Genomic DNA, 5727 nt, shown 5'->3' on the forward strand with positions numbered 1-5727 from the left:
TGTGCAGAGCGCCGCGACCGCCTGGCGTGCCGTACGGGACCCGGAGGAGGGGCTGCGGCTGGGCCGTGACCTGATAGACCTCTGGGCCGATCTCGCCGCCGAACCGGGCCCCGCCGCCGACGACCCCCGCCCCCTGGAATCCGCCCGCGCCCGCATGCTCCGCCTCACCGACCGGGCCTCCCGGGCCGACCGGACGGCCGAGCACGGAGCGGCGTGACCGCACCGCGCACGGCCGCGGAAACGATCAGGCGTCGACCGAGGCCCCACCCGGAGCCTCGGCACGGGGGGGCGAAACCGGCCCAGCGCTCGGGCGGCATGGCCTCGTGGAAGTAGAGGGTCCCACCCCAGGTAGGGGCCAGGGAGCCGCAGCCCTCGCCGGCTGCGCTCCCGTTTGTGTGAGCGCTCGGCTCAGGACAGCGGCAGGTCCACGAGCATCACGGCGTAGACCGGGGAGTCGGGGAACGGCTGGTCCTCCCCGATCTTTCGGTACCCCCAGGACTCGTACAGGGCTTGGACCTTCGGGTGCGTCACGTCCACGAGCAGCACCGCGAAGTCATCGTCCTGGGCATCCATCAGCGCCCGGTGCAGCCGCTCCGAAACGCCCTTGCCCCGCCACGGCATGCGGACTTGAAGCTCGGAGAAGTGGAAGGTGCGGGACTTCTCCGGCGCCGGGTTCAGGCGCTCCCGCCACCACTCCCGGCCCTCCGCGCCCGGAGCGCCGTACGCGAAGCCCACCGGCTCATCGCCTTCGTACGCGATCACGCACGAGAAGCTGGGGTTCCCGCCCCAATGGTCCACGAACCACGGGAACTTCTGCTGGAATTCGTCGTCCTCGATCACATCGGCGTATACGTCCCGCTGCATGTCGATCAGCGTCTGCCGGATCTCCGGAAGGTCGTCGTGGCCGTAGTGGCGCAGTTCCAGGGCGGGGGTCGTCATCGAGCTTGGCTCCATTCGGATCGGTAGCGGTCTTCCCACTCGCGCGCGGTACCGGAGCCCGGCGCAAGGGTGGTCAGGCCTCGCATGAAGTCTCCGAGGTATGAGCGCATCCGGCCGGGCAGGGTGCTGCCGCGCATGAGCGTGAACACCTGCTCCGCCGTGGCACACGCCTGGTCCACGTCACCCTGGTGAAGCTGGGTCAGAGCGAGCTGGAGGGTAGCCAGCGCACGGTTCCGCCGGAGCTCCTGGGGAAGAGCGGCAAGGGCGCGGTGGGATGCCGCTTCCGCGCCCGCTGGGTCCCCGATGTCGTCCCGGACGTACGAGGTGATGGCCAGCAGCTCAGCGGGGCCATAGAAGGCAACCCAGGTTGGGCGCGGGTTGTCCAGGGCCGACTTCGTCAGCGCTTCTTCGGCGTACCCCAGCGACCGCAGGGCGGATTGTCGGTCCCCGGAAGACGCGTGCCCGATGGCCGTGCGGGCGTGCGCGAGGGAGGCGAACAGCGGGTCTCGGCGCGCGGCGCGGGTGGCCTGGGCCGCCTGCGCGGCATGCACGGCTTCGGCGAAGTGCTGTCCCTGGCGGGCCAGCATGGCGTGCGTGTTCCACACGCGGAGTTCAGCTTCAGCAGCGGCGCCCAGTCCGGCGAGGTGCAGTGCTCGGTTGAGGTGGTCCCGGGCACGGTCGCGCTGCCTGGCATCCACGGCCGACCAGGCGGCGGTGGCCGTATAGTCGGCGGCGACGCCGTACAACCGCTGCCGGACGCGTTGGGAGGCGGCCCGCTTCTGTAGCTCCAGGGCTTTGGCGGCGCCGGCGAGGGCGGCACGTTCCAGGGCCTCGTGACCGCCCGTGGAGGCGTCCAGGGCCGTCAGGGCGTCCAGGCCACTGCGGAGCCGAATCACGTCGGTGGTCCCGACCGCGTACGGCCGGGTGGCGACCAGAGACACGGCGGCGGCCGTGCCGGTGGCGGCGGTGAGGAAATTCCTGCGGTTCACAGGGTCCTCCGTCCTGGTAGGGCTTCGTCGGCCCGCCGGAGGAACAAAGCCAAGCTCCTCGGCGGTACGGTCGAATACTGCCTCTAGGGCTTCACGCTGCCGAGAATGAGGCCAACGGGTCTTTCCGGTCAGCCAGTTGCGTACGGTCCGGTCACCCACGGTCCCCGCGTGGCCATGCGCTCGCAGGTGATCACTCACCGCCTCCCCCAACTCCACCTGCGTGAGCCCCGCTTCGGCGAGCGCGTCCGCTAAGTGCCTGTTCTCGTCCACGGCTTCAAGGTAGCGAGATCGCAGGATCGCCGCGCTGGAGCGGGTGCGAAATTTCCGGTTGCCCGCGTATCACGGCGGCCGGACATTTCCTCACAGGCTGTCACAGTCCGTCGTTCACTGAACGTGGACCGCCCCCGGAAGGGACAGTGCGGCGGCTCTCTGGAGCAGCCCCGCCTTGCCGCGAGTGGCTGTACCTCCCGCTCACCGACGAGGGGCCCTGATGACCGTGACCACCACTCCCAAAACAACCGGAAACCCCGGCTACAGCGAGACCTTGCCACGCGATCCCAGGAGCGCGGCCACCGCCCGTCGCCTGGTGCGCACGGCCTGCGCGGCGTGGGGCCTGCGCGGGACGGCTGATGACGGCGCCCTGATCGTCTCCGAGCTGGTGTCCAACGCCGTGCGGCACGCCCGGCGGGAGTCCATCCGCGTCATGGTGGAGCGCACCGCGCCGGACAGGGTCCGCGTGGCCGTGTCGGACTTCTCTCACGCGCTGCCCGAACTGTGCACGCCGAAGGACGACGAGGAGGGCGGGCGTGGCCTGGCCCTCGTGGCGGAGCTGGCGGCCGACTGGGGCACGCACGAGCGGCGCTGGGGCAAGGTCGTGTGGGCGGAGCTGGAGGGACGCGGATGAGCGACGACGAGCCCTCCGGCCGCAGCCTGGCCCGGGCCCACCTGTCGCAGTTGATCGAGTTATTCGGCACGGACGGGTGCCTGCGGATCAGCACCGACCCCTCTGAGCCCGACCCGGCCGCCGTCGCGGGAGAGCCGGAGGGGGACGAGCAGACGTGACCGCGCCCCAGGGCGCGGTGAAGCCCCGGCCGGTGAACTCCGCCGAAACCGGGCCCCGCCCGCCGATGACCCCGCCCCCCGGAATCCGCCCCGCGCGCATGCTGCGCCTCACTGACCGGGCCTCCTGGGCCGAGCGGGCGGCCGAGCACGGAGCGGTGTGACCGTCCCGCGCGCACGAGGGGTAACGACCAGCCCGCTACGGGCCCCTACGGTTCCTCGGGTGTCGGGGTCACGCGTCGACCGAGGCCCCACCCGGAGCCTCCGTCCGGGGCGTCCCGAGCCGGGCCTCCGTGGCCTTCGACTCCAAGACGGCCAGGGTCTTCCTCGACCGGCGTGCCGAGTGCAGGGCGCTGCCCGTGAGCAGCAGCAGGGCCACCCACACCAGGGCGAAACCGGCCCAGCGCTCGGGCGGCATGGCCTCGTGGAAGTAGAGGATGCCCAACACGAACTGGAAGACCGGGGCCAGATACTGGAGCAGTCCGAGCGTGGACAGCGGTACGCGGATCGCCGCCGCGCCGAAGCAGACCAGCGGCAGGGCGGTGACGGCACCGGTGGAGGCGAGCAGCGCCCCGTGCCCCGCGCCCTCGGTCGTGAAGGTCGAATGCCCCTGCGCGCCGAGCCAGAGCAGATAGCCGAGCGCGGGCAGGAACTGGATCGCGGTCTCGGCGGCCAGTGACTCGACGCCGCCGAGCCCCACCTTCTTCTTCACCAGTCCGTAGGTCGCGAAGCTGAACGCGAGGCAGAGCGAGATCCACGGCGGGCGGCCGTAGCCGACGGTCAGGACGACGACCGCGGCGAACCCGGTCGCCACCGCCACCCATTGCAGGGGCCGCAGCCGCTCCTTCAGCAGCAGCACGCCCATGGCGATGGTGACCAGCGGATTGATGAAGTACCCGAGGGACGCCTCGACCACATGGCCGGCGTTCACGGCCCAGATGTACACGCCCCAGTTGACGGTGATCACCGCGGCGGCCACGGCCACCAGCGCCAGCCGGCGCGGCCGGCGCAGCAGTTCGCCGGCCCAGGCCCAGCGCCGTACGAACAGCAGGGCCCCGGCGACGAAGAGCAGCGACCACACCATCCGGTGGGCGAGGATCTCCATCGCCCCGGCGGGCTTCATCAGCGGCCAGAACAGGGGGACCAGGCCCCACATGCCATAGGCGGCGAAACCGTTCAGCAGACCTGTGCGGTGCTCACCCTTGGACGTCCCGGGCACGGGCCCTCCCTCCGCTTCTCCTGCGCCGACGCGCGCGGGCACGAAGGTAACGCCGCGCGCCCCCGACTGTCATGTCCGTATCGCCATACGGTCATGACAGCCGGGGGCGCGCAGGGGAAGGCGCAGGTCAGGCGCCGGTCAGTCCTTGAACGCGGCCTCGACGGCCTGGGCCAGCGGGGTCGTCGGGCGGCCGATCAGCCGGGAGAGGTCGCCGGAGTCGACCACCAGCTCGCCTCGTTCGATCGAGGGGTCCACCCCGGCGAGGACGGCGGCCAGCGGCTCGGGCAGCCCGGCGCCGACGAGGATGCCCGCCATCACCTCTTCGGTGACCGCGTTGTAGACGATCTCCCGGCCCGCCGCACGGCTCAGCTCGGCCGCGTACTCGGCGAAGCTCCACGCCTCGTCGCCGCCCAGCTCGTACGTCCGGTTCTCGTGGCCCTCGCCGGTCAGCACCGCGACCGCGGCGGCCGCGTAGTCGGCGCGGGCGGCCGAGGAGACCCGGCCCTCGCCGGCCGCGGCCACCACGGCACCGTGCTCCAGCACCGGGGCGAGCTGCTCGGTGTAGTTCTCGTGGTACCAGCCGTTGCGCAGCAGCGTGTACGGCAGGCCGGAGGCGAGCAGCACCTTCTCGGTGGCCCGGTGGTCGTCGGCCAGCGTGGCCTTCAGGCTGCCCGGGGCGCTGGTGTACACGAGCAGCGCGACACCCGCCGCCTTCGCCGCCTCGATCACCACGGTGTGCTGCCGCACCCGGTCGTTGGCGAACTCGTTGCCCGAGATCAGCAGGACCTTGTCGCCCGCGGCGAACAGGGTGTCGAAGGTCTCGGGGGCGTTGTAGTCGGCGACGGCCAGTCGGACGCCACGCGCCGCGAGGTCCGCGGCCTTCTTCTCGTCGCGTACGACAGCGGTGATCTGCTCCGCCGGAACCTTCTCCAGCAGCTGCTCCACGACGTGCCGGCCGAGGTGTCCGGTAGCTCCGGTGACGACGATGCTCATGGTCTCTGACACTCCTTGCGAGGGGGCTATGGCACTAACCATACGGCTAGCGCTAACTAAAAGAAAGTGAACCCTCGCCCGGATATCGCTTCGGACATCGCCCCGGCCATCGTCCGGGCGTGCGAAGAGGCCCGGGAACGGTCGTCCCGGGCCTCGTGAAGCGGTGTGCCGGTATCGGCGGTATCGGCGGGTGGGGTCAGCCGACGACCGTCCAGGTGTCGCCGCCCGCGAGCAGCGCGCCCAGGTCGCCCTTGCCCTTCTGCTCGATCGCGGTGTCCAGCTGCTCGGTCATCTGCTCGTCGTAGACCGGCCGTTCGACCGAGCGGAAGACCCCGATCGGGGTGTGGTGCAGGGTGTCCGGATCGGCCAGCCGGGAGAGGGCGAAGGCGGTGGTCGGGGACGCGGCACCGGCGTCGTGGACCAGCAGCTCCGCCTCGTTCTCCGGGGTCACGGTGACCACCTCCAGGTCACCGGTCCGCCGATCGCGTACGACACCGCGCGCCCCCTCGGCCCCGAAGCGGATCGGCT

7 protein-coding genes and 2 pseudogenes are annotated in these 5727 nt (G+C 71.4%); 4 read left to right on the top strand and 5 right to left on the bottom strand.

What is annotated here, in order from left to right; genetic code table 11:
• A pseudogene (locus CCN72_RS30095) lies at positions 1 to 217 on the top strand (hypothetical protein); the annotation flags it as partial.
• A gap of 191 nt (positions 218 to 408) precedes the next feature.
• Here the strand turns inward: CCN72_RS30095 and CCN72_RS30100 are convergent.
• Together CCN72_RS30100 and CCN72_RS30105 are read right to left on the bottom strand one after the other, a co-directional pair.
• A complete protein-coding gene (locus CCN72_RS30100; RefSeq protein ID WP_086811175.1) occupies positions 409 to 939 on the bottom strand; it encodes a GNAT family N-acetyltransferase in 531 nt (176 codons plus the stop codon).
• On the bottom strand, positions 936 to 2198 hold the full coding sequence (locus CCN72_RS30105) for an NsdA family TPR-like regulatory protein (protein WP_086811176.1): 1263 nt from the start codon (positions 2196 to 2198) through the stop codon (positions 936 to 938). The genes CCN72_RS30100 and CCN72_RS30105 overlap by 4 nt, the downstream gene beginning before the upstream one ends.
• A 220-nt stretch (positions 2199 to 2418) precedes the next feature.
• Between CCN72_RS30105 and CCN72_RS30110 the strand changes: the two genes are divergently transcribed.
• Genes CCN72_RS30110 through CCN72_RS39260 form a run of 3 tightly spaced genes read left to right on the top strand, consistent with a single transcriptional unit; the run spans position 2419 to position 3151 of the window.
• A complete protein-coding gene (locus CCN72_RS30110; RefSeq protein WP_208638141.1) occupies positions 2419 to 2832 on the top strand; it encodes an ATP-binding protein in 414 nt (137 codons plus the stop codon).
• Positions 2829 to 2990, top strand: a complete 162-nt coding sequence (locus CCN72_RS39255) for a hypothetical protein (RefSeq protein ID WP_158101436.1) — start codon at positions 2829 to 2831, stop codon at positions 2988 to 2990. Before CCN72_RS30110 ends, CCN72_RS39255 begins: the two co-directional genes overlap by 4 nt.
• Complete coding sequence (locus tag CCN72_RS39260) at positions 2987 to 3151, top strand: hypothetical protein (protein WP_158101437.1); 165 nt, start codon at positions 2987 to 2989, stop codon at positions 3149 to 3151. Before CCN72_RS39255 ends, CCN72_RS39260 begins: the two co-directional genes overlap by 4 nt.
• 68 nt (positions 3152 to 3219) lie before the next feature.
• Here CCN72_RS39260 and rarD read toward each other — a convergent pair whose 3' ends face one another.
• The 3 genes and pseudogenes from rarD to CCN72_RS30125 all read right to left on the bottom strand — a co-directional run.
• Complete coding sequence (rarD, locus tag CCN72_RS30115; RefSeq protein ID WP_086811177.1) at positions 3220 to 4206, bottom strand: EamA family transporter RarD; 987 nt, start codon at positions 4204 to 4206, stop codon at positions 3220 to 3222.
• Positions 4207 to 4344: 138 nt separating this feature from the next.
• A complete protein-coding gene (locus CCN72_RS30120) occupies positions 4345 to 5199 on the bottom strand; it encodes an SDR family oxidoreductase (RefSeq protein WP_086811178.1) in 855 nt (284 codons plus the stop codon).
• Between the two features lie 196 nt (positions 5200 to 5395).
• A pseudogene (locus CCN72_RS30125) lies at positions 5396 to 5727 on the bottom strand (2-oxoacid:ferredoxin oxidoreductase subunit beta); the annotation flags it as partial.

Origin of the sequence: Streptomyces murinus (assembly GCF_002154555.1) — a bacterium.
GTDB lineage: Bacteria > Actinomycetota > Actinomycetes > Streptomycetales > Streptomycetaceae > Streptomyces > Streptomyces murinus.